Genomic DNA, 21082 nt, shown 5'->3' on the forward strand with positions numbered 1-21082 from the left:
GCGGCTTGCCGAGCCCGCGCATCATGACGTGAACTGCGTCAATTGACGTTCGGCCTCGCGCCGGGCCGCCTCGTCTGCGGCCAGCACCGCGCTCAACTCATGCGCCGAATGTACCTCGCAAGCCTCGCAGACTACCGCCACCAGGCGTGGAATATCCGCGAACCCGAGCCGTGCATCGAGAAACGCTTCCACCGCCACTTCATTCGCGGCATTGAGCGTGGCCGGGGCGGTACCGCCTGCGGCCATTGCCTCGCGGGCGAGACGCAGGCACGGGAAGCGTGCTTCATCAGGCGCCTCGAAATCGAGCCGCGCCACCTGAAACAGATCCAGCGGCGCCACGCCTGCATCGATGCGCTCCGGCCAAGCCAGCCCATAGGCGATCGGCGTACGCATATCGGGATTGCCCAACTGCGCGATCACCGAGCCATCGCTATAGGCGGCCATGGAGTGAACGACGCTTTGCGGATGCACCACGACCTGAACCTGTTCCGGCCGCGCATCGAACAACCAGCATGCCTCGATCAGCTCGAGCCCCTTGTTCATCAAGGTGGCGCTATCCACCGATATCTTGCGGCCCATCGACCAATTGGGATGCGCACACGCCTGCTCCGGGGTCACCGCCTTCAGCTGCGCCTCGGACCAGTCACGAAAGGGTCCTCCGGAAGCGGTCAACAACAACTGAGTCACGCCCTGGCGTGCCAATCCACCACGGTGCTCGGTGGGTAGACACTGATAAATGGCATTATGTTCAGAATCGATGGGCAACAATACCGCGCCATGACGTTCGACGGCTTCCATGAACAGCGCGCCGGACATCACCAGGGCTTCCTTGTTGGCGAGCAGCACGCGCTTGCCGGCACGTACTGCGGCCAGCGTCGGCATCAAACCGGCCGCGCCCATGATGGCGGCCATCACCACCTCGCTGTCGGCGCTTCCGGCAACTTCCGATAACGCCGCCTCGCCGGCGCGCACCTGGGTATCGACACCCGCCTCGGCGAGAGCATCACGCAACCAGACGGCGTCGCGCTCCTCGCCGAGCACCGCGACATCGGGACGATGAACCAAGCATTGATCGCGCAGCGTTTCGCGCGAACGATAGGCAGTCAAGGCATGCAGCCGGTAACGTTGGGGATGGCGGGCAATGACATCGAGAGTGCTCTTGCCGATGGAGCCGGTGGCTCCGAGTACGGTCACACGTTGTATCCGAGCGCAATCGGCATATTCCATGCGTCACCTCAGCCCAGCCATGGGCGCAACAATACGAAAAGCGGAATCGCGGCGGTCAAACTGTCGATGCGATCAAGCACACCGCCGTGTCCGGGCAGCAAATGGCTCGAATCCTTCAAGCCGCGTTGGCGCTTGAGCATACTTTCGAACAAATCGCCCAACACCGAAATCAACACCACCGGCAGCGCCAGAAGCATCAACCACAGCGCGTCACTGCCGCTCGCTCCTTGCCACTGCGCGAAGACCAGGGCCAGCACCGCGACCGCCACCATACCGCCATAGACGCCTTCCCAGGACTTTCCGGGGCTAACATGTACGGCCAGTTTGCGGCGCCCGAACGCACGACCCGCGAAGTAGGCACCGATATCCGCGACCCACACCAGCAACAGCACGAACAGCAGCCACGCCGCGCCGTCGCCGCGCAATTGCACGAAACCTATCCAGCACGGTAACAGCACCCACAGGCCCATGCCCAGACGCACCGCGCGACCTTGCCATTGCGCATGTTGACGGGGATAGCGAACCACCCAATAGAGATTGGCCAGCCACCCCAGCATACCCAACCACAACGGCCAAGGCTGGTGCACGGCGCCGCTCAACCATAGAAGAAGCATCGCCACGGCACAGGCGGCGACGAAGGCAAGACGCAGCGGCTGGCGCTCGAGACCCGCCATATTGGCCCATTCCCAGGCACCGATCAGCACGATCGCCCCCGTGAACAAGGCAAAAGGAAAACCGGTAAGCCCGAACAGACCAAGCAGTGCCAATGGCGCCAGGACAAGCGCCGTGAGTATACGTTGCCTAAGCACCATGCGCCTCGACTTGTTCCGGGGACATCCCGAAACGGCGCTGGCGCTCTTGGTAGGAACTCAGCGCGGTATCGAATGCCTCGGCACCGAAATCCGGCCACAGCTCGGGAGTGAAATAGAATTCCGCGTAGGCCAGTTGCCACAACAAGAAATTGGAAACCCGTTGTTCACCACTGGTACGGATGCACAGGTCGACTGGCGCTTCATCGGCCAGGCTGATTTCAGTTCCCAGCATTTCCTCGTCGATGGCGTCGGGTGCCAACTCCCCTGCCGAGACCCGCTGCGCCAACCGCCGCGCGGCACGCGTAATGTCCCAGCGGCCGCCATAATTGGCCGCGATCACCAGGTGAAGGCCCTGATTATCACGGGTCATGGCCTCGGCACGCTCGATATATTGCTGGATGGACGTGGAAAACGCCTCGCGCTGGCCGATCACCGAAAGACGGATACCGTGGTTGTGGAGCTTTTTCACCTCGCGCTTGAGTGCGATCAAGAACAGCTCCATCAGCGCGTCAATCTCGGAGGCAGGGCGTTTCCAGTTTTCGCTGGAGAAGGCGAACAAGGTCAGCGTGTCGATGCCACGCTCGGCGGCGCGACGAATCACCGCGCGCACCGACTCGACACCCGCGCGGTGCCCGCGGATGCCGGACAACCCACGTGCACGCGCCCAGCGATTGTTACCGTCCATGATGACCGCCACATGGCGTGGCAGCTCGCCCTTACGGGGTGGAGAAAACGGCTCTGAGGTCATGGGATCCCGTATCATGGAGATCGACGGAAGCGCGTCCCGGCGGTCACCTCTCAGACCTGCAGCAGGTCATGTTCCTTGGTTTCCAGAAGCTTGTCGATTTCGGCGACATACTTGTCGGTCATCTTCTGGATCTCTTCGATGGCGTGATGTTCCTCGTCTTCGGTAATCTCTTTCTCCTTGAGGAGCGCCTTGAGATCACCGTTGGCATCACGCCGCACGTTGCGGATCGCGACCCGTGCGTTTTCTGCCTCGCCACGCGCCTGCTTGATGTAATTGCGACGCGTTTCCTCGGTCAGTGGTGGCAAAGGCACGCGAATCACGTTACCCGCAGCGGCGGGGTTGAGGCCCAGGTCGGAGGTCATGATGGCCTTCTCGACCTTGGGCACCATGCTTTTTTCCCACGGCACCACGGCCAAGGTACGCGCATCTTCCACATTGACGCTGGCCACCTGGTTGAGCGGCATGTCGGCACCGTAGTACTCCACGTGCACCGCATCCAGAAGACTGGGATGCGCGCGCCCGGTGCGGATCTTGTGGAAATTGGCGTTCAGCGCCTCGACGCTTTTCTTCATTCGCGCGTCGGCGTCCTTCTTGATATCGTTGATCACTGTTTCAGCCTCTATCTACCAGCGTTCCTTCCTTGCCCCCGACCACGAGATTGAGCAAGGCCCCCGGCTTGGTCATATCGAACACGCGCACCGGCATATCATGGTCCCGCACCAAGCAGATAGCGGTCAAATCCATCACGCCGAGCTTCTGATCGAGTACGTCGTCGTAGGAGAGACGTTCGTACTTGGTGGCATCGCCGTGCTTGACCGGATCCTTGTTGTAGACACCATCCACCTTGGTCGCCTTGAGCACCACATTGGCATCGATCTCGATGCCGCGCAGGCAGGCCGCCGAGTCGGTAGTGAAGAACGGGTTACCGGTTCCCGCAGAGAAAATTACCACGTCGCCCGAGGTCAGGTAGCGAATGGCGGTACGCCGGTCGTAATGCTCGACGACACCGCTCATGGGAATGGCCGACATCACCCGCGAACGAATATTGGAACGTTCCAGAGCATCGCGCATGGCCAGCGCATTCATGACGGTGGCCAGCATTCCCATGTGATCGCCGGTGACGCGCTCCATGCCCGCTGCGTGCAGCGCCGCCCCGCGGAACAAATTGCCGCCGCCGACCACGATCCCCACCTGAACACCGATCCCGACCAATTGGCCGATTTCCAGCGCCATGCGATCGAGCACCTTGGGATCGATTCCGAACTCGTGCTCGCCCGTCAGGGCTTCGCCGGACAATTTCAACAGAATGCGCTTGTATTTCGACTTCTCGTTACGCTCCTGGGAAGCGGCGCTACGATCGGTGGGAACAGACATTCGGACTCTCCTCGTCTCAGCGGACTGTATCGGCGTAATGGGGAACGGCTCGGTCGGGCGTCGACCGGATACGCGATGGCGTGCGCATCCGCGCACGCCATCGACAGCACAGACACATGACAGCTTAGCTGCGACGCGCCTGATCCATGACTTCCTGAGCGAAGTCGACTTCTTCCTTCTCGATGCCCTCGCCCACTTCGAAGCGGGTGAAGCTGACCACTTCGCCACCCGCAGCTTTCACGTACTCGGCCACGGTCTGGTTGGGATCCTTGACGAAAGGCTGCTGAGTCAGGCTGTTTTCGGCCAGGTACTTCTTCAGACGACCCTGGACCATCTTCTCGGCGATTTCCGCCGGCTTGCCGGCCATATCCGGCTGCGCCAGGATGATCGCTTTTTCGCTGTCCAGTTCCGCCTGGGGCATATCTTCCGGATGCGCAGCGCTCGGATTGATTGCCGCTACGTGCATGGCAATGTCTTTGGCCACGTCGGCATTGCTGCCACTGAGAACGGTGAGCACGCCAATGCGGTTGCCGTGCACATAGGCACCCACGACACCGCCTTCCGGAGCATCGACGACTACTGCGCGACGCACGCTGATGTTTTCGCCGATCTTCTGCACCAACTGCTGACGCGCGTCTTCCAGTCCGCCTTCCATCAGGCTCGCCACGTCATCGCTTTTGGTTTCGAATACCTTGGCGACGACCTGGTCGGTGAAGGCGGTGAAGTTATCATCGCGCGCCACGAAATCGGTCTCGGAGTTGACCTCGAGCATCACTGCGTAAGAACCGTCGTCGGCGACACGCGTCACCACGGCCCCTTCGGCTGCCGTACGCTCGGCTTTCTTGGCCGCTTTCAGGCCAGAATTCTTGCGCAGATTTTCGATGGCGGTTTCGATGTCACCGTCGGCTTCGGTCAGAGCTTTCTTGCACTCCATCATGCCGAGACCGGTGCGCTCGCGCAGTTCCTTGACCAGAGATGCGCTGATAGCTGCCATGGTAAATACCTCTGAATGTGGTTCGACGTCTGGTGGAAATGCTGCCTCGCCACCGCCACGGCTTGAGCGTGACTTGGTGCGACATGCACGTGCGACCAGCATCTCCTTTGAATGAAGAATTCCTTCAGGGTTCACCGCCCTTCTTGCATCCGGACGGTGAAAAGGGGGCCTGTAGCCCCCTTTTGGTCCGTGCTGCGCCGCCTTAACGGGCTGCCTGGTGTTTCGTCGCTCGCGTGCGAGCGTCAGCACGGATCCACCCTATTACTCGGCGGCGGCTTCGTTCGCTTCGTTCGCTTCGTTCGTTTCAGTCGCCTCGTCGGTCACTTCGACGAACTCGCTAGCGCTATTGCCCTTGGCCTGCACGCAGGCGTCGGCGACGGCCTGAGTGTAGATCTGAAGGGCGCGGATGGAGTCGTCGTTGCCCGGGATCACGTAGTCGACACCGTCCGGATTGGAGTTGGTATCGACGACACCGATGACCGGAATGCCCAACTTGTTGGCTTCGTTGATCGCGATGCGCTCGTGATCGACGTCGATCACGAACAGCGCGTCGGGAAGACCGCCCATGTCCTTGATGCCACCGACGCTGCGCTCGAGCTTGTCTTGCTCGCGGGTCGCCATCAGGACTTCTTTCTTGGTCAGCTTCTCGAACGTGCCGTCTTCGTGCATGGCTTCAAGTTCGCGCAGACGCTTGATCGACACGCGAATGGTCTTGAAGTTGGTCAACATGCCGCCCAACCAACGATGGTTGACGAACGGCTGACCGGCACGACGGGCCTCTTCTTTGACGATCTTGCTGGCGGCGCGCTTGGTGCCGACGAACAGGACCTTGTTGTTGGAGGCCACCATCTTCTCGACCACGGCGAGCGCGTCGTTCAGCGCCGGCAGCGTGTGCTCGAGGTTGATGATGTGAATCTTGTTGCGTGCACCGAAGATGTACTTGCTCATCTTCGGATTCCAGTAACGGGTCTGGTGCCCGAAGTGAGCGCCTGCCTTGAGCAGGTCACGCATATTGACTTGTGCCATGGATGACTCCTGAATCGGGTTAGGCCTCCATACACCCCATGGATCCGACCACGACGGCACTACTGCCGCCCCGGCACCCGGGACCATGTGACGGTGCATGTGTGTTTTCAAGGCGTTATCATTTCACCTACTAGCTTCACCGCACCAATGTCTCGGTCGAACCGAAGGCGTTAGGCAGATTGCAGTGAGGCGCGCGGCTTTATACCATAGATCGCTTCCAAGATGAAGTCGCTCCCGGTTGCCGCGCCTAGTGACTGCGTGGATGTGCTGCGTCTCGCGCCAGCCTGGGCGCCGAGACTATAGGCCAGGAGCCACCTCGACGCCAGACCCGAACCCTCCGAATTCGAGATCGCATGAACATTCCCATCAAAACCGCCGACGAAATCGAAAAAATGCGCGAAGCCGGCCGCCAGGCCGCTTCGGTACTGGAAATGATCACGCCGCATGTCGTGGCCGGCATCAGCACCGGCGAAGTCGACCGCCTGTGCCACGAATACATCGTGGACGAACTCGGCTCCACCCCCGCGCCGCTCAACTATCATGGTTTCCCCAAGGCGACCTGCACCTCGATCAACCATGTCGTCTGCCACGGCATTCCCGATTTCGCCAAGAAACTCAAGAATGGCGACATCATGAACCTCGACATCACCGTGAAAACCGCCGACGGCTATCACGGCGACTCCAGCATGATGTTCGTGGTCGGCGACAGCATCCAGGGCGGACGCCTGGCACGCATCACCCAGGAATGCCTGTACAAGAGCATCGCCCAGGTACGCCCCGGCGTGCATCTCTCCGAGCTGGCGCGCACGATCCAGCAGCACGCCGAAAGCAACGGCTATTCGGTGGTGCGCGATTTCTGCGGCCACGGCATCGGCGCCGGTTTCCACGAGGACCCGCAGTTCCTGCATTATGACGGTTACGAGCCCAACGCCGACGCCGTACTGGCCGAAGGCATGTGCTTCACCATCGAGCCCATGCTCAATGTCGGCGATTATCGCACCAAGGTGCTGCGCGACGGCTGGACGGCGGTAACCAAGGACAAGAGCCTGTCGGCCCAGTGGGAACACACGCTGCTCGTCACCGCGACCGGCGTCGAGGTGCTCACCGCGCGTGGCGACGAGGACATGAGTTTCCTCGAGGCGTAAGCGCCGCCGCTCAACCGGTCACCCGACGTAACGCGCGAACAGGAGTGCCACGCGAATGCTGCTTCATCACTATCGCTTCGTGCCCGACGAGACGCTGTTCGATGCGTCCGCCTTCCGCGAAGCGCTAGCCGCCAGTCGCACACCGATCGCCGTGTTCAAGGACGCGCTACGCGAGTTGCAAGCGCGCCTCGACGCACGCTTTCACGCTGGCAGCGACATTCGCGACCTGGTCCATAGCCGCGCCTGGTGTCTGGACCAGCTACTGGCCATCGCCTGGGAACGCTATGACTGGCCCGACGACGGCATCGCCCTGCTTGCCGTCGGCGGTTATGGTCGTGGTGAACTGCACCCGTATTCCGATATCGACCTGTTGCTGCTGCTCGAGCACGACGACGACACGCCCTACCGCGAAGGCTTGACCGGCTTCATCACCTTTCTCTGGGATATCGGCCTGGAAATCGGCCATAGCGTGCGTTCGCTGGGCGATTGCGAACGCGAGGCAAGCGCGGATCTCACGGTCATCACCAACCTGCTGGAATCGCGTACCCTCGCCGGCCCCGAGCACCTGCGCGAAACGATGCGCGGGCAGCTCTCCAACGAGGCGATGTGGCCGAGCGATACCTTCTTCGAGGCCAAATGGCAGGAGCAGATCACCCGCCACTATCGTTACAACAACTCCGAGTACCATCTCGAGCCCAATATCAAGAGTTCGCCGGGCGGACTACGCGACATCCAGATGATCGGCTGGGTGGCCAAGCGCCACTTCGGCGAGCTGCGCTACGAAGACGTCGTCGCCCAAGGCTTCATGAACGACGCCGAACTGCGCATCCTCAGCCAGGGCCAGGCCTTCCTGTGGCAGGTGCGCTATGCGCTGCACATGCTCAATGGCCGCGCCGAGGACCGCTTGTTGTTCGACCATCAGCGCGCCATCGCCGAACTGTTCGGCTATCGCGACACGCCGGAGCGCCTCGCCGTCGAGCAATTCATGAAGCGCTACTATCGTCACGTCACCGCCCTGGCGGGGCTCAACGACATGCTGCTTCAGCACTTCGACGAGGTCATCCTGCGCGCTCACGAGACCCCGGACATCACGCCGCTCAACGCACGCTTCGAGATTCTGGGTGGCTACATCCAGGTGCGCCACGCCAACGTGTTTCGCCACCGCCCCGGCGCCCTGCTCGAGCTGTTTTTGCTGATGGCCCAGCACCCCGAAATCGAAGGCGTGCGCGCCGAGACCATTCGTCTGATTCGCGATCATCGCCACCTGATCGACGAGAGCTTTCGCGACGACCTGCGCCATCAGAGCCTGTTCATGGAACTGCTGCGCAGCGGGGGCAACATCCCACGCCAACTGCGGCGCATGAACCGTTACGGCATCCTCGGCAAGTACCTGCCGGAGTTCGGTCAGGCCGTGGGACTAATGCAGCACGACCTGTTCCACCTCTATACCGTCGATGCGCACACCTTACGCCTGCTGAAGTTCGTGCAACGCTTCCGCGAGCCCGAAGGCCACGAGGACTTCCCCGTCGCCGCGACCCTGATTCACCAGTTGCCCAAGCTCGAACTGCTGTGGATCGCCGGGCTCTATCACGATATCGGCAAGGGACGCGGTGGCGATCACTCCGAGCTCGGCGCCGTCGACGCCACCGCCTTCTGCGAACGCCACGGCCTCTCGCCGCGCGATACGCGCCTTGTGGCCTGGCTGGTCGAGCATCACCTGCTGATGTCCAAGACCGCCCAGAAGCGTGATATCTCCGATCCCGACGTGATCCACGAATTCGCGTTGGCGATGCGCGACGAGGTCCATCTCGACTATCTTTATGTGCTCACCGTAGCCGACATCACCGCCACCAACCCCTCGCTGTGGAACGGCTGGCGCGCCGCGTTGTTGCGCCAACTGCATACCGAGACCAAACGCGCCTTGCGGCGTGGTCTCGATCACGCCATCGACCGCGACGAATGGGCCCGCGAGTCGCGCGAAGAAGCCCGTGGCCTGCTCGGCACGGTGGGTATCGATGCTGCCAGCGCGGACGCCTTGTGGGCCTCGTTCGGCGACGACTACTTCCTGCAGTACGCGCCCAGCGAGATCATCTGGCAGACGCAGGGCATTCTCGAGCACCAGCCCTCGGAGTTGCCGCTGATCCTCGCCAACGCCCCCACCGAGGACATGGCCGAGGGCGGCACCAAGGTGTTCATCCACACCCGCTCGGTCAACGACCTGTTCGCCGCCACCGCCGCCGCCATGGAGCAACTGGGACTGTCGATCCACGATGCACGCATTGCCACCTCCAGCAACGACTGGACGCTCAACACCTTCATCGTGCTCGACGACGAGGGCGAGCCGATTCGCGACCCACAGCGTCTCGAAGAAATCCGCCACCACCTGGTGGAAGAGCTCGACGACCCCGCCGATTACCCACGCATCGTCACGCGTCATACGTCGCGCCAGCTCAAGCACTTCAAGGTACCGACCCAGGTGATGATCGAGCAGGACGAGGCCAACACCCGCACCATCGTCGAGCTCATCGCTCCCGACCGCCCCGGCCTGCTGGCCCGCGTCGGGCGTATCTTCATGGAGCAGGACATCGCCCTCTCCGCAGCCAAGATCGCTACTCTCGGCGAGCGCGTCGAGGACGTCTTCTTCATCACCGACAAGGCCGGCGAGCCGCTCACCGATCCCGAGCGCCAGGCCAAACTGCGCGAGCGCCTGTGCGAGACGCTCGACGTCTGAGCCGGCCCCATTTGAGGCCCTTGGCCGGCTTGCCTATAATCGGGCTCTCCCGATGGCGCCGCGCGCCTTCATAACAACGCCATGTCCGCGCCGCCGGACTCGCTGCTGGATTGCTAATGAATCCCGATCTCGACGCCCTCAAGCCCTACCCCTTCGAGAAGCTTGCCGCTCTCAAGGCTGAGGTAACGCCGCCCGCGCTATCGCCCATCGCACTGTCCATCGGCGAGCCGCGCCATGCGCCGCCGACGGCCGTACTCGAGGCGCTGCGTCGCTTCGAGGGCGAGGTCGCGCGCTATCCGGCCACGGCGGGGCTCCCCGAACTGCGCGACGCCATCACCCGCTGGGCGACACAGCGTTACGCACTGACATCCGGCTCGCTCGACCCCGCGCGCCACGTATTGCCGGTCAACGGCACCCGTGAGGCAATCTTCGCCTTCGTCCAAGCCGCGCTGGACCGCACCCGGCCCGCCAAGGTGGCGATGCCCAATCCGTTCTATCAGATCTACGAAGGCGCGGCCCTGCTGGCCGGCGGCGAACCGTTGTACCTGGATTGCGCCCCCGAAAACGGCTGCCTGCCCGATCTCGATGCCGTGCCCGCCGCCACCTGGCGCGACGTGCAATTGGTCTTCGTCTGTTCGCCGGGCAATCCCACCGGCGCCGTCACGCCGCTGGCCGAGTATCAAAAGCTGATCGCCCTGGCCGACGAGCACGACTTCCTGATCGCCTCGGACGAATGCTATTCGGAGCTTTATCTCGACGAGGCCGTGCCGCCACCGGGGCTGCTCGAGGCTTGCCGCTCGCTGGGGCGCGACGACTACCGCCGCTGCCTGGTGTTTCATTCGCTGTCCAAGCGCTCCAATCTGCCCGGGCTGCGTTCGGGCTTCGTCGCCGGAGACACCGAGTTGATCGCACCGTTCAAGCGCTACCGCACCTATCACGGTTGCGCCATGCCGCTGACGACTCAGCATGCCTCGATCGTCGCCTGGAACGACGAAACGCATGTGCGCGCCAACCGCGATGCCTATCGCGAGAAATTCAGCGCGGTGGGCGAGATCCTGGCGCCGGTGATGGACTTCCCCACGCCGCGCGCCAGTTTCTATCTGTGGCCGGAAGTGCCCGACGGCGACGATGAAGCCTTTGCCCGCGATTTGTTTGCCGAGGAACACGTCACCGTGCTGCCCGGGCGCTACATGTCGCGCGACGGCGCCCAGGGCAACCCCGGCGCGGGCCGCGTACGCCTGGCGCTGGTTGCCGAGCTCGACGCCACCCTCGAAGCGGCGCACCGCATCCGAGGCTTCATCGAGCGCCGCACCTGATCCACCGCACCACATCGCAACCCATTCATGAGGAGGCCGTCATGGTCACGCTCTACGGCATCAAGACCTGCGACACCTGCCGCAAGGCGCGCCGCACACTCGACGACCTGGGCATCGCGTATCGTTATCATGACCTGCGCGAGGACGGCCTCGATGCCGCACGGCTGGATGCCTTCCTAGCACGCAGCGACTGGAACACGCTGCTCAACACGCGCAGCACCACCTGGCGCGGACTGGACGACGCCGACAAGCGCGATCTCGACGCCGAGCGGGCCCGCGCGCTGCTGCTGGCGCATCCGACGCTGCTCAAGCGTCCCGTGCTGGAAACGCCGGAACACTTCCTGGTGGGCTTCAAGGCCGACGCCTATCGCGCCTTGCAGGCAGCCTAGGTGCCCACCGGCATCATACGTATCGCATCCCTTTTTACCTGACCCACGAGGACTTCCCCATGCTGAGCTTCGCTCTCGGAATCGGCCATCAGAACACCCAAGGCGAGTGGCTGGACGTCTACTACCCGACGCCGCTACTCAACCCCGATGACGCGCTGGTCGCGGCGGCACGCCAGGCGCTGAATGCGCCGGCGGGCAACACCGTGGTCAGCTTCCTGCCCGAGCACGGCCAGGCACTCGCCGAGGCACTACGCCAGGCCGGTGGTACCGAGCAAGCCGAATTGGCCGAGGCCTTCTCCGCCGGCCAGCGGCCCCTCGTCGCGGTTTTCCTCGACGAGGACAACGCGCCGGCCAGCGTGCCCGAGGTCTACCTCAAGCTGCACCTACTCTCGCATCGCCTGGTCAAGCCGCATGGCATCAAGCTCGACGGCATGTTCGGCCTGCTCAAGAACATCGCCTGGACCAACGAAGGCCCCATCGATGTCGACGAACTCGGCGCACGTCGCCTCAAGGCACGCCTCGAAGGCCGCCCGCTCACGGTCGACTGCGTCGACAAGTTCCCCAAGATGGCCGATTACGTGGTGCCCAAGGGCGTGCGCATCGGCGACACCGCCCGCGTGCGCCTGGGCGCTTACCTCGGCGAAGGCACCACCGTCATGCATGAAGGCTTCTGCAACTTCAATGCCGGCACCGAAGGTCCGGGCATGGTGGAAGGACGCATTTCCGCCGGGGTAGTGATCGGCAAGGGCTCGGATCTCGGCGGCGGCTGCTCGACCATGGGCACTCTCTCGGGCGGCGGCAACATCATCATCGCCATCGGCGAGGGTTGCCTGATCGGTGCCAACGCCGGCATCGGCATCCCGCTGGGCGACCGCTGCACGGTGGAAGCCGGCCTTTACATCACCGCCGGTGCCAAGATCGCCGTGCTCGACGATCAGGGCGAGCTGGTACGTACCGTCAGCGGCCGCGACCTGGCCAACCAGAGCGATCTGCTGCTACGTCGCAACTCGCAGAACGGCCGCATCGAGTGCTTGACCAACAAGAGCGCCGTAGCGCTCAACGAGGCACTGCATGCCCACAACTGATCGCACCACGCCAGCGTCCCCGACCCTGGCGCTGGCCTTCGAGTTGCTGCGTCGTCGTTCGGTGACCCCGGACGACGCCGGCTGCCAGGCGCTGATGATCGCGCGCCTGGAGCAGTTGGGATTTCATATCGAACGCCTGCGCATCGGCGAGGTGGACAACGTCTGGGCCACACGTGGTGACAACGGCCCCATGCTGGTGTTCGCCGGGCATACCGATGTGGTACCCACCGGCCCCGAAAGCGACTGGGAGCATCCGCCCTTCGAGCCGTGCATCGACGCCGAAGGCATGCTCTGCGGACGCGGCGCGGCGGACATGAAAGGCAGCCTGGCGGCGATGATCACCGCCGTGGAAGACTTCCTCGCCACGCATCCGGCGCATCCCGGCCGACTCGGCTTTCTGATCACCGCCGACGAGGAAGGCCCCGCCGTTCACGGCACCCGCGCCGTGGTCGAGCACCTGCGCGAGCGCGGCATCGCCCCGGATTACTGCATCGTCGGCGAACCCTCGTCCAGCGAGCGCCTGGGCGATACCCTCAAGAACGGGCGCCGCGGTTCGCTGGGTGGCGTGCTGCGCGTCAAGGGCATCCAAGGCCATGTCGCCTACCCGCACCTGGCGCGCAATCCCGTGCACGAGGCGACCCCGGCACTGGCCGCGCTGGCTGCCGAGCACTGGGATACCGGCAACGACTTCTTCCCCGCGACCAGTTTCCAGATCTCCAACCTCCAGGCCGGCACCGGTGCGACCAACGTGATTCCCGGTCAACTGGAGGTGGTCTTCAATTTCCGCTTCTCCACAGAGGTCACCGCCGAGGCATTGAAGGCACGCACCGCCGAGATCCTGGACGCTTTCGCACTCGACTACACGCTCGACTGGACGCTCAACGGTGAGCCCTTCCTCACAGCCGGAGGCGCCCTGGTCGATGCCACCGTGGCCAGCGTGGAAGACATGCTGGGCTATCGGCCGCAACTGTCGACCGGCGGCGGCACCTCGGATGGCCGCTTCGTCGCCACGCTCGGTGCACAAGTCATCGAACTCGGCCCGACCAACGCCACGATACACAAGGTCGATGAGCGCATTCGCGCCGCCGACCTGGAGACGCTGAGCCGTCTCTATGCGACCATCATGCAACGCTTGCTTACCTGAGGTCCGCCGTGGAGCGCTACCCCGACATCGAGATCTATCTAGCCGAGGCCGACATCGAGGCCGTGCAACGCTGGCTCGCCGGACACTTCGACGAACGGCCCACGCTGGTCAAGCGCGGCAAGGCCCAATGGCAGACACGGGCACGCCACGCCGACAACGAGGTACCGATCCTGCTGGTGACCCATGCTGCCGACGGCTTCGCCAGCCTGTGGTTCGACAGTCCGCACACCCCCTGGCCGCGCGACGTGGACTGCGCGCGTGATGCCGCACGGGCGCTCGGCTGCGAGGTGCGTTGCTCGTTGGGCGGGTGGCAGCCCGGCGACGAGCCGGACCGCTTCTGGCGGGTCCGCGCGGACGGCGAGGAAGGCGCGATCGACTGGCCGGATTCAGGGCAATAGACGACGCATGACGTGAAACGCCCCGTCCAATACAGTGATCGGACGGGGCGTTGTCATGCCTGCGTGGCAGGGTCTGCGGTCAGGAAATCACGGTCACATCATCGGCCTGCAGGCCGCGCTCGTTTTCGGTCACGTGATAGCGGACCTTCTGTCCTTCCGCGAGCGTGCGATGTCCCTTGCCGCGGATGGCACGAAAATGCACGAACACGTCCTCGCCGCTATCGCGGGTGATGAAGCCATACCCTTTGTTGACGTTGAACCACTTCACTTCGCCGATCTCGCGGTCGTCGTTTTCCAACTCGGCGAGATGCGCCAGCTGCCGCGACTGCGGGGCCAGGGCTTGTGTGCTCAGCGTTCCCAGCAACAGCAGCACGAACACGGCCAAGGCCGTGGCACTGTAGGCGATGGCGATGCCATCGGCTTCCAGCAGCAGGGAAAACTCCAGTACGCTGCCGCTCAGCGTCACGAACAGCGCGATCAACAGTGGAGAAGGAATGGCCAACAGGACACTGATAAGACTACAACGTAGGAATACCTTACGATTCATGGACCTCGATATCTCTTGTTGTCCGATGGAAATGCTCCTTGGCGCCTGAGCGCGTCCAGAGCCGACATGGGTTGCGCAGTCACTACATACACGACGTGATCCACACAACGTGATGAACACAACGTTTGAACGCAATGCGCTTGAATGCATTGCATAAGGTGCCAGAAATGAACGGTGACACACCGTCGAAAGATTCTAGCATGACCGAGGACGTCACGCGCGACCGCCTCGACGCACTGGAGTCCCGGCTCGCCTATCAGGAAGACTGGCTGGACACGCTCGACCAGGCTCTGGCCGCGCAGGACCGCCGCGTAGCCCAGCTCGAACGTACCAATGACATGCTGCGCGAACGCCTGCGGAACCTGCGTCAAAGTGTCGATCATATGAGCGATGACGACGCCCCAACGCCTAGCGACGAGATTCCTCCCCATTACTGAGCGACGACTGCCTCGGCCGTTGGCACATGGCTCAGGCGTGCTGGGGCTTTTTCAGCAGCAGAATCAACGGCGCCACCAACAGGTAAAGCGCGCCTAGCCACAGGAAGATATCGTTGTAGGCCATGACCATGCTCTGCTCGAGCAGGGTGCGTGCCATCATCTCGACCGAGGCCGTCTGTGGGTCGCCGGTCGACGCCAGTAGCTGCTGATACTGCGCCTGGGTCGCGTTGACCACCTCGCGGCCTTGATCGATGGCAGGAATCAACTGATTCCAGTGGTAGTCCTCCCGCCAGTCGCGAATCGTGTCCAGCAACGCCAGGCCCACCGCCCCGCCGAGGTTACGCATCACGTTGAACAGACCACTGGCATTGCCAACCTCGCTCGGCGGCAAGGTACCGAAGGCGATGCGCGAGGTCGGGATCAGGCACATCACCAATCCTATGCCGCGCACCACCTGCGGCCAGAAGAAGGCGTCGAAACCCGACTCGGCCGTCAGATTGGCATTCATCACCGTGCCGATACCGGTCAGCAGCATCCCCAGCAGCAGCAAGGCACGCAGGTCGACCTTGTCCGAGGCACGCCCGACCAGTGGCGCGGTCAAGAACATCGCCACCCCGGTCACGATCATCACCTCGCCGATCTGCAGGGCCGAATAGCCGCGCACGTTGCCCAGAAACAGCGGCAGCAGGTACACCAGGCCGTAGAGCCCGATCCCCACCACGAATCCTAGCCACGCCCCCACGGCGAAATTGAGATTGACGAAGGCTCGCAAGTCGACGATGGGATGACGATGGCGTAGCGCACGCCAGAAGAACCCCACCGAGGTGAGCGCGCAGACGATGGCGGCGATGAGGATCGTACGGCTGGCGAACCAGTCGTCGCCGGGGCCTTCCTCGAGCGAAAACTCCAGCGTGCCCAGAAACAGTGCCAAGAGTGCCAGGCCGATGAGATCGAGATGACGCAGCGCACGATGATCGGGACGGTCGATGTCCAGAAGCCGCCATACCGCCACCGACACCAGCACACCAGGCACGAGATTGGCGAGAAACAACCAATGCCAGCTCGCGAACTCGGTGATGTAGCCACCCACGGTCGGCCCGATCGACGGCGCCAGGGTCGCCACCAAGCCCATTACACCCTGCACCGTACCCATCATGCGCCGCGGAAAGACACTGAAACTGATGGCATAGGCGATGGGAATCATCGCCCCGCCCATGAATCCCTGGATAGCGCGCAGCACGATCAGCGATTCAATGGAATTGGCCATGGCGCAGCCGAGGCTCGCCAGCGTGAAGCCCAGGCACGAGCCCACGAGCGCGACGCGGGTGGAAAGAATCCGCGTCAGCATCCCCGACAGCGGGATCATGATGATCTCGGCGATCAGATAAGAGGTCTGAACCCAGGAGATCTCGTCGGCGCTGGCCGAGACCCCGGCCTGAATCTCGTTGAGGGAACTGGCGACGATCTGGATATCCAGGATCGCCATGAACATCCCGAACACCGCCGCCACGAAGGCCAGTTGGGTGCGTCGTGAAGGGGCTTCCTGGGGGCCCGACGCGTCGCTTGCGGTCGCCTCGGCCATCTAGCCGTCGTCCTCGGCGTCGGGATCGAGATCGCGCGTATCCACCGACGGCACCACCGAGAGGCCATCGCGCAAGCGCTCCAGGCCATCATCCGGGCCCGTCACACGGATGCGCACCGGCACCCGCTGGACGATCTTGTTGAAGTTGCCGGTGGCGTTATCCTGCGGCAACAGGCTGAAACGCGAGCCCGTGGCGGGCGCCAGACTATCGACGACGCCCTCGAACTCGGTATCGGGATAGGCATCGACGTGCAACGACACAGACTGCCCCGGCCGCATGCGCTCGGTCTGGGTTTCCTTGTAGTTGGCAATGACGTAGGCCGAGCGAATCGGCACCAACTGCATCAAGGTCAACGACGGCTGGGCTAGCGTGCCGACCTCGACCGTCTTGTTACCGATCACGCCGGCCACCGGTGCCGTCAGGCGAGTCTTGTCGAGTTGGTGACGCGCGTTGTCGACATCGGCACGGGCGGATTCGATGTTGGCCTCGGCACTGTCGCTTTCGGCCTCGAGCACGTCGAGCTGCTTGCGCGACGACGACAGCGTGGCGCGCCGCGCCGCGAGCGTCGCTTCCGCCACCTGCACGGCCGCCTGATCGTCCTGGTACTCTTGCTGAGAGGCGTAGTTCTTCTCCGCCAGACGCTTCGAGCGCTCGAGATGCAAGCGTGCCTGTTCCAGATCCGCCTGCGCTGAGGTCACCTGAGCCTTGGCCTCATCGATCGACGCGCGCTGTTGCTCGACCTGGCGCTTGGCACTGACGGCGTTGGCCTGGGCCACGGCCAGCGCCGCCTGGGCCTGAGCAAGTTGAGACTGGGCATCGCTGGGGTCGAGCTTCACCAGAATATCGCCGGCCTCGACCCGCTGGTTGTCGGACACCGCCACCTCGTCGACACGCCCGCTGACCTCGGCACGCACCGCAACACTATCGGCATGCACGTAGGCGTTATCGGTCTCTTCGAAGAAACGGCCGGTCTGCCACCAGTGTATCCCCCACGCGAGGGCCGCCAGCACCAACACGACCAAGGCCAGCGCCGTATAAAGTCGCTTCTTGATTTTCATATACCCAGTTCACCGGACGGTCTACACAGGTCGTACAGGATACACTAATCCATCCGCGGGACGCTCGGGGGAACCGCCCAGGCATGGCTAAAGGCGGATCGCGGCATGTGCTAGCAACCCGGCGCTGTACTCATCCGCACAAGCTGATACTCTTCGCGAATGCTGCCGCGTCTCATCCGCACCCGGTCCCGCCCTAGAGGAGCCGTCACGTGACGATCTTCACTTCCCTACGCACTGATTCGCGTCACACTCGCTGGCGGCCGCATCTCGATCATTGGACATTGATCACGCTCGGCGTGGCATTGATCGTTGCCTTGCCGGTAATCACCGTACTGGCACATATGTGGCTACCCACGCACGGTATCTGGACCCATCTCGCCAGTACCGTACTCGGCGGCTATCTCGCCAATACCCTGTGGTTGGTGCTGGGCGTTGGTGTCGGCACGACCCTCATCGGGACCGGTACCGCCTGGCTGATCACCATGTGCCGCTTTCCCGGGCGACGCCTGTTCGAATGGGCGCTGCTGCTCCCTCTGGCGGTGCCGACCTACGTCATCGCTTACGCGTATACGGATTTTCTGCAATACGCCGGCCCCCTGCAGAGCGAATTGCGCGCCCTCTTCGGCTGGGAGAGCGACGATTATTGGTTTCCACGCATTCGCTCCCTGGGCGGTGCCATCACGGTCATCACGCTGGTTCTTTATCCTTACGTCTACCTGCTCACCCGGGCGACATTTCTCGAACAGTCGGCCTGCGTGCTGGACGTCGGTCGCACGCTCGGACGCGGCCCCTGGCGACTCTTTGCCACCATCGCCGTACCGCTCGCGCGACCGGCCATCATCGGCGGAGTCTCGCTAGTGCTGATGGAAACCCTCAATGAGTTCGGCGCGGTCCAGTTCTTCGGCGTGGACACCTTCACCACCGGCATCTATCGCACCTGGTTCGGCATGGGCGAACCGATTGCCGCGGCTCAGCTTGCCGCCTGCCTACTGGTATTCGTACTCGTAGTGGTTGCGCTGGAGCGCGTATCACGCGGAAAACGTCGCTACTTCCACACTACCGGCCGCTATCGCCAGCTACCCGAATTCTCGCTCAATGGATGTCGCGCCTGGGGCGCCTTTCTCGCCTGTCTGCTGCCTATCGGCGTCGGGTTTCTTCTTCCCAGCGCGATTCTCGCCGAGCTCGCGCTGGAGACGGGCGATAGCGTACTCGGCACTCGATTTTTCGATTTCGCCGGCAACAGCTTGCTGCTCGCCGCCTTTTCGGCGATTGTCGCCGTGGGGCTGGCCGTCATATTGAGTTATGGCGTGCGCCTGCATCCCGGACGTCCGACCCGCATGGCCACACGTATCGCCGCCATGGGCTATGCCGTACCCGGCTCGGTGGTCGCCGTGGGAATTCTGATCCCGCTCACCTGGGTCGATCGACACCTCTACTCGCTGCTGAACGGCGGTCTCGGTTTCGACGTCGGCTTACTGTTGAGCGGATCGGCGTTCATTCTGATTTACGCTTATGTCGTGCGCTTCCTGGCGGTCTCGTTCAATACCGTGGAGGCAAGTCTGGGCAAGGTCACGCCCGCCATGGATGCCGCTGCGCGCACACTGGGGCAAACCGCCAGCGGCACGCTGCACCACGTACATGCTCCGCTGATGCGAGGCAGCCTGTTGGCCGCTGCCTTGCTGGTATTCGTCGATGTCATGAAGGAATTGCCCGCAACGGTGATCCTGCGCCCATTCGATTTCGACACCCTCGCCGTTCGAGCGCACAACCTCGCGGCCGACGAACGCCTCGCGGAAGCAGCGTCCTCGTCATTGGCCATCGTCATGGTAGGCGTGATACCGGTCATTCTCTTGAGCCGTGCCATTCGTCACTCGCGTCCCGGCGCTTCAAGCGGGAAACGCGAAGCATTGTGACGGCTCCAACTGTAAGGCCACCGACTGCCCGGCGCGGGGCAAAAAGACACCCGGCACCTGGGCATGCCAATGCACCTCCTGTCCCTTTTCATCGGGAACGGCAAGGTGCAGCAGGCTGCTTCGCCCCAACAATTTGGCCATGACCACGCGCGCGAATATGCCGACATCGCCTACCGGGCGTTCCATTAAAGCGCCATCGTGCGTCACACGGAGCGCTTCCGGGCGAACCATCACTCGTGCCCGCGACCCTTCCGCCAACGCTGGTGCAGCCACCCCACCCGCCGGCGTCATTACCTTCGCCTCGCGCACTTCACCGACCCACTCGTTGACGGCCCCGAAGAATGTCACCACGAACGGCGTCTGCGGCTGACAATACAATTGATACGGTGTCCCCCACTGCACCACGCGCCCTTCACGCATCAAGGCAATACGATCGGCCATGAACATCGCCTCTTCGGGATCGTGGGTGACCAGCAAGGTACCCGCTCCCACGCGCTTGAGGGCATGCAGGGTATCATCGCGGATCTGCTCGCGCAGACGCGCATCGAGACTCGAAAACGGCTCGTCCAGCAGCATCAACCGCGGCTCCGGCGCCAACGCACGCGCCAATGCGACGCGCTGTTGCTGACCGCCCGAGAGCATGTGCGGATAGGTATCGGCACGTGCTGCCATGCCCAGTTGTTCGAGCCACTGCATCGCCCGAGCACGTCGCTGCGACGGTGGGAGGTTATCGAGCCCGAACGCGACGTTTTCCAGCACACTGAGATGGGGAAACAGTGCGGCCTCCTGGAAAGCCAGCCCCACACCGCGTTTTTCCGGGGGCACGTGGTGGCCCTCGGCTTCATCCAGCATCTCCTCACCCAGGCGAAGCTCCCCATGCTGCAAGCGCTCGAGCCCCGCCGCGATCCGCAACAAAGTCGTCTTGCCACAGCCAGAAGGGCCCAGCAGACATACCACCTCCCCGGGCATGACCTCGAGACTGACATCATCGACGGCCAGATGCTCGGCATAGGCGTGCCGCACCCGCTGCAGAGACAAACGAGAAGCCGGCATCCCGGTGGATGACGCGAGAGGAATATCCAGTAAGCGGTGCATGACGGTAGTTAAGCCCAAGAATGACAAAGCGCCAGCATCTCATTCTGGCCTCGAGCCTTA

The 21082-nt window shown here is 63.0% G+C and carries 20 protein-coding genes; 9 read left to right on the forward strand and 11 right to left on the reverse strand.

Annotated elements, in window-relative coordinates; translation table 11 throughout:
• Nucleotides 1-21: 21 nt before the first annotated feature.
• The 7 genes from ispC to rpsB all read right to left on the reverse strand — a co-directional run bounded on the left by ispC (nucleotide 22) and on the right by rpsB (nucleotide 6181).
• Nucleotides 22-1227, reverse strand: a complete 1206-nt coding sequence (gene ispC / locus L1073_RS09785; protein ID WP_246898851.1) for a 1-deoxy-D-xylulose-5-phosphate reductoisomerase — start codon at nucleotides 1225-1227, stop codon at nucleotides 22-24.
• Nucleotides 1228-1235: 8 nt separating this feature from the next.
• Nucleotides 1236-2036 carry a phosphatidate cytidylyltransferase gene (locus L1073_RS09790; RefSeq protein ID WP_246898943.1) on the reverse strand — a complete coding sequence of 267 codons (801 nt, stop codon included), beginning with the start codon at nucleotides 2034-2036 and terminating at the stop codon, nucleotides 1236-1238.
• On the reverse strand, nucleotides 2029-2787 hold the full coding sequence (uppS, locus tag L1073_RS09795) for a polyprenyl diphosphate synthase (protein WP_246898853.1): 759 nt from the start codon (nucleotides 2785-2787) through the stop codon (nucleotides 2029-2031). The genes L1073_RS09790 and uppS overlap by 8 nt, the downstream gene beginning before the upstream one ends.
• A 50-nt stretch (nucleotides 2788-2837) precedes the next feature.
• On the reverse strand, nucleotides 2838-3395 hold the full coding sequence (gene frr, locus L1073_RS09800; protein WP_246898854.1) for a ribosome recycling factor: 558 nt from the start codon (nucleotides 3393-3395) through the stop codon (nucleotides 2838-2840).
• Between the two features lie 4 nt (nucleotides 3396-3399).
• Nucleotides 3400-4161, reverse strand: a complete 762-nt coding sequence (pyrH, locus tag L1073_RS09805; protein WP_246898856.1) for a UMP kinase — start codon at nucleotides 4159-4161, stop codon at nucleotides 3400-3402.
• 124 nt (nucleotides 4162-4285) lie between these two features.
• Entirely contained in the window at nucleotides 4286-5155 is an 870-nt protein-coding gene (tsf, locus tag L1073_RS09810) for a translation elongation factor Ts (RefSeq protein WP_246898858.1), read from the reverse strand.
• Nucleotides 5156-5416: 261 nt separating this feature from the next.
• A complete protein-coding gene (rpsB, locus tag L1073_RS09815; RefSeq protein WP_246898860.1) occupies nucleotides 5417-6181 on the reverse strand; it encodes a 30S ribosomal protein S2 in 765 nt (254 codons plus the stop codon).
• A 353-nt stretch (nucleotides 6182-6534) separates the two neighbouring features.
• Here rpsB and map point away from each other — a divergent pair, with 353 nt between their 5' ends.
• From map to L1073_RS09850, 7 genes are all read left to right on the forward strand, one after another.
• Nucleotides 6535-7326 (forward strand): type I methionyl aminopeptidase, encoded by a 792-nt coding sequence (gene map, locus L1073_RS09820; protein WP_246898862.1) that lies wholly within the window; start codon nucleotides 6535-6537, stop codon nucleotides 7324-7326.
• 55 nt (nucleotides 7327-7381) lie between these two features.
• A complete protein-coding gene (locus tag L1073_RS09825; protein ID WP_246898863.1) occupies nucleotides 7382-10057 on the forward strand; it encodes a [protein-PII] uridylyltransferase in 2676 nt (891 codons plus the stop codon).
• A gap of 116 nt (nucleotides 10058-10173) precedes the next feature.
• Complete coding sequence (gene dapC, locus L1073_RS09830; protein WP_246898865.1) at nucleotides 10174-11373, forward strand: succinyldiaminopimelate transaminase; 1200 nt, start codon at nucleotides 10174-10176, stop codon at nucleotides 11371-11373.
• A gap of 41 nt (nucleotides 11374-11414) precedes the next feature.
• Nucleotides 11415-11762 carry an ArsC family reductase gene (locus L1073_RS09835; RefSeq protein WP_246898867.1) on the forward strand — a complete coding sequence of 116 codons (348 nt, stop codon included), beginning with the start codon at nucleotides 11415-11417 and terminating at the stop codon, nucleotides 11760-11762.
• A 59-nt stretch (nucleotides 11763-11821) separates the two neighbouring features.
• Nucleotides 11822-12847, forward strand: coding sequence for a 2,3,4,5-tetrahydropyridine-2,6-dicarboxylate N-succinyltransferase (dapD, locus tag L1073_RS09840; RefSeq protein WP_246898868.1), 1026 nt, complete (start codon nucleotides 11822-11824; stop codon nucleotides 12845-12847).
• The gene (gene dapE, locus L1073_RS09845; RefSeq protein ID WP_246898870.1) at nucleotides 12834-13991 is read left to right on the forward strand and encodes a succinyl-diaminopimelate desuccinylase; all 1158 of its coding nucleotides are present in this window, start codon (nucleotides 12834-12836) and stop codon (nucleotides 13989-13991) included. The genes dapD and dapE overlap by 14 nt, the downstream gene beginning before the upstream one ends.
• Nucleotides 13992-13999: 8 nt before the next feature.
• The gene (locus L1073_RS09850) at nucleotides 14000-14389 is read left to right on the forward strand and encodes a hypothetical protein (protein ID WP_246898872.1); all 390 of its coding nucleotides are present in this window, start codon (nucleotides 14000-14002) and stop codon (nucleotides 14387-14389) included.
• A 79-nt stretch (nucleotides 14390-14468) separates the two neighbouring features.
• Here L1073_RS09850 and L1073_RS17250 read toward each other — a convergent pair whose 3' ends face one another.
• Complete coding sequence (locus L1073_RS17250; protein ID WP_281506048.1) at nucleotides 14469-14936, reverse strand: cold-shock protein; 468 nt, start codon at nucleotides 14934-14936, stop codon at nucleotides 14469-14471.
• A 200-nt stretch (nucleotides 14937-15136) separates the two neighbouring features.
• Between L1073_RS17250 and L1073_RS09860 the strand changes: the two genes are divergently transcribed.
• On the forward strand, nucleotides 15137-15373 hold the full coding sequence (locus tag L1073_RS09860) for a SlyX family protein (RefSeq protein WP_246898874.1): 237 nt from the start codon (nucleotides 15137-15139) through the stop codon (nucleotides 15371-15373).
• Between the two features lie 31 nt (nucleotides 15374-15404).
• Here the strand turns inward: L1073_RS09860 and L1073_RS09865 are convergent, their stop codons facing one another.
• Nucleotides 15405-16955 (reverse strand): DHA2 family efflux MFS transporter permease subunit, encoded by a 1551-nt coding sequence (locus tag L1073_RS09865; protein ID WP_246898875.1) that lies wholly within the window; start codon nucleotides 16953-16955, stop codon nucleotides 15405-15407.
• Nucleotides 16956-18014: an HlyD family secretion protein gene (locus L1073_RS09870; RefSeq protein WP_246898877.1), complete on the reverse strand. Its 1059-nt coding sequence runs from the start codon at nucleotides 18012-18014 to the stop codon at nucleotides 16956-16958.
• A 341-nt stretch (nucleotides 18015-18355) separates the two neighbouring features.
• On the opposite strand from L1073_RS09870, the gene L1073_RS09875 reads away from it, so the two are divergent.
• Nucleotides 18356-19927 (forward strand): ABC transporter permease, encoded by a 1572-nt coding sequence (locus tag L1073_RS09875; RefSeq protein WP_246898946.1) that lies wholly within the window; start codon nucleotides 18356-18358, stop codon nucleotides 19925-19927.
• On the opposite strand, the gene L1073_RS09880 is transcribed toward L1073_RS09875, so the two are convergent.
• Nucleotides 19901-21022: an ABC transporter ATP-binding protein gene (locus L1073_RS09880; RefSeq protein WP_246898878.1), complete on the reverse strand. Its 1122-nt coding sequence runs from the start codon at nucleotides 21020-21022 to the stop codon at nucleotides 19901-19903. The two genes, L1073_RS09875 and L1073_RS09880, sit on opposite strands and share 27 nt — an antisense overlap.
• Nucleotides 21023-21082 lie beyond the last annotated feature (60 nt).

It is taken from the genome of Chromohalobacter nigrandesensis, assembly GCF_023061285.1.
Classification (GTDB): domain Bacteria; phylum Pseudomonadota; class Gammaproteobacteria; order Pseudomonadales; family Halomonadaceae; genus Chromohalobacter; species Chromohalobacter nigrandesensis.

What these genes read in the sequence shown, in the direction of transcription:
- ispC (WP_246898851.1), bottom strand. Translation starts at nt 1,227, where the DNA reads ATGGAATATGCCGATTGCGCTCGGATACAACGTGTGACCGTACTCGGA.
- uppS (WP_246898853.1), bottom strand. Translation starts at nt 2,787, where the DNA reads ATGACCTCAGAGCCGTTTTCTCCACCCCGTAAGGGCGAGCTGCCACGC.
- pyrH (WP_246898856.1), bottom strand. Translation starts at nt 4,161, where the DNA reads ATGTCTGTTCCCACCGATCGTAGCGCCGCTTCCCAGGAGCGTAACGAG.
- tsf (WP_246898858.1), bottom strand. Translation starts at nt 5,155, where the DNA reads ATGGCAGCTATCAGCGCATCTCTGGTCAAGGAACTGCGCGAGCGCACC.
- rpsB (WP_246898860.1), bottom strand. Translation starts at nt 6,181, where the DNA reads ATGGCACAAGTCAATATGCGTGACCTGCTCAAGGCAGGCGCTCACTTC.
- map (WP_246898862.1), top strand. Translation starts at nt 6,535, where the DNA reads ATGAACATTCCCATCAAAACCGCCGACGAAATCGAAAAAATGCGCGAA.
- L1073_RS09825 (WP_246898863.1), top strand. Translation starts at nt 7,382, where the DNA reads ATGCTGCTTCATCACTATCGCTTCGTGCCCGACGAGACGCTGTTCGAT.
- dapC (WP_246898865.1), top strand. Translation starts at nt 10,174, where the DNA reads ATGAATCCCGATCTCGACGCCCTCAAGCCCTACCCCTTCGAGAAGCTT.
- L1073_RS09835 (WP_246898867.1), top strand. Translation starts at nt 11,415, where the DNA reads ATGGTCACGCTCTACGGCATCAAGACCTGCGACACCTGCCGCAAGGCG.
- dapD (WP_246898868.1), top strand. Translation starts at nt 11,822, where the DNA reads ATGCTGAGCTTCGCTCTCGGAATCGGCCATCAGAACACCCAAGGCGAG.
- dapE (WP_246898870.1), top strand. Translation starts at nt 12,834, where the DNA reads ATGCCCACAACTGATCGCACCACGCCAGCGTCCCCGACCCTGGCGCTG.
- L1073_RS17250 (WP_281506048.1), bottom strand. Translation starts at nt 14,936, where the DNA reads ATGAATCGTAAGGTATTCCTACGTTGTAGTCTTATCAGTGTCCTGTTG.
- L1073_RS09860 (WP_246898874.1), top strand. Translation starts at nt 15,137, where the DNA reads ATGACCGAGGACGTCACGCGCGACCGCCTCGACGCACTGGAGTCCCGG.
- L1073_RS09865 (WP_246898875.1), bottom strand. Translation starts at nt 16,955, where the DNA reads ATGGCCGAGGCGACCGCAAGCGACGCGTCGGGCCCCCAGGAAGCCCCT.
- L1073_RS09870 (WP_246898877.1), bottom strand. Translation starts at nt 18,014, where the DNA reads ATGAAAATCAAGAAGCGACTTTATACGGCGCTGGCCTTGGTCGTGTTG.
- L1073_RS09875 (WP_246898946.1), top strand. Translation starts at nt 18,356, where the DNA reads ATGTGGCTACCCACGCACGGTATCTGGACCCATCTCGCCAGTACCGTA.
- L1073_RS09880 (WP_246898878.1), bottom strand. Translation starts at nt 21,022, where the DNA reads ATGCACCGCTTACTGGATATTCCTCTCGCGTCATCCACCGGGATGCCG.